Genomic DNA, 1,654 nt, shown 5'->3' with positions numbered 1-1,654 from the left:
GCACGCTGCTGTTTACTACCTACGCCGGTGGCCTGTTGAGCACGTTGAACAACAGGCTGAGCGGGAGTGGAGACTGGACGCTGAGCGCGAGCCATCTTGACCTGAGCAACAGCAATCATGCCCAGGGTTTCAGCGGCACGGTGAATCTCACCAATGGCACCAGCCTGACCCTCGACAGCGGCACGGTGCTTAACAATGCCACGGTGATGAATGTGGCGGATGGCAGCAGTGCGCTGAACCTGACCAGCAGCGGGGCATTGACCTTCAACAATGCGCTGCTCGGGGTGGGTGAGGTTAACGTCAATACCACAAACGCGGCGTTCAACTTTGGCGCGGCGGTAGGCAACAGCTTTGTCGGTAACGTGAATTTACAAAACACCCTGTTTGACCTGTTCGGCACCAACACCGCGGCGTTAACGCAAGCAACGCTGGCGCTCAATGCGGGAAGTAGTACCACCGTAGGCAACAGCGGGGTAAGCAGCAGCGAAGCGGTGGGTAATGTTGCTGTGAATGGCGGTACGTTGAAGTTTTATGCCGCGATCCCTGGTCAACTGGCGGATGGAGTGATTGCGACCAACAACCTTACCGCTAACAGCGGTGTGGTCAATGTGTTGGGCAACGTCTCTATTGATAACACCCCTCCTGATGGTTCATTACTGAATCAGATTTCTGCCGCCAACGGCATTCAATTGATCAGTGCACAGAACGCCTCGGGGGCGAATACTCTCACGCTGCAAATCAACGGTACCTCGGTTGGGCAAGATACCGTCAAACAGATTGAGCAAGGGGGCGTGCATGTTGCCAACGGCGTTTATGATTATGGCCTGAGCAACACGGGGAATAACGGCGCGGGCTTGTACATGAATTATGCCCTCACAGCCCTGCAACTGATTGAGGATGGCCCGAATGCGCTGGTGATAGCCACCGACGGGGTGGCGGGCTCCAACACCAACCTGTCGGTCAACGTCTTCGGCAGCGGGGGCGTGGTGCTGGACGGCACTCAGGCTGCATTGACTATCTCCAACAGCGGCAACAGCTACAGCGGCAGTACCACCATCCAGGGAACGGTGCTGGCCGGGGGCAATGGCACCCTGGGCAACACGTCTTTGCTGGCGGTTAACGGTGGCAGTCGCTTCAATCTCAACGGCTACACCCAGAGTGTGCAGAGTATAAGCAACAACGGCACGGTGCTGTTGGGCAGCGGGCTGCTGACCAGCGGTGCGTTCACCAATGCCGGCGTGATGGACCTGGGGACGGGGACGCTGGCGCTGACCGCCGGGGGGAGTTCGAGTTCGACAGGCGGCCTGACCGGCGATGGCTTGTTGAATGTCCAGGGGGGCACCTTTACGGTGAGCGCCGCAAACGGTGGCCTGACGGGTGACACCCAGATAGACAGCGGTGCCACGCTGGTACTGAACGGTGCCGGGACGCTGGGCAGCAGTGACGTGAACGTGGCGGGCAGCCTGACGTTTGCCCGTGACGGCAATTTTGCCAATCTGTTGAGTGGAACGGGCACCGTCAATACCGAGGGTGATGTGCAGCTGAGCGGGGCCAACACCTTCAGCGGTGCCCATGTGATTGCGGCGGGCAGCCGGTTGAGCGTCACTGCGGCGGATAATCTGGGGGCTGCGGCGGCGACGGTGGATTTAAGCAC

Annotated in this window: 1 pseudogene; it reads left to right on the top strand. The window is 59.3% G+C overall.

Going from position 1 to position 1,654, the window contains the following annotated elements:
- Positions 1 to 1,654 (top strand): annotated as a pseudogene (locus BMI79_RS23865) (autotransporter outer membrane beta-barrel domain-containing protein); the annotation flags it as partial.

The organism is Serratia oryzae (genome assembly GCF_001976145.1).
Classification (GTDB): domain Bacteria; phylum Pseudomonadota; class Gammaproteobacteria; order Enterobacterales; family Enterobacteriaceae; genus Chania; species Chania oryzae.
Note: the sequence above shows the minus strand (reverse complement) of the source record. Positions and strands in the feature narration are given on the sequence as shown.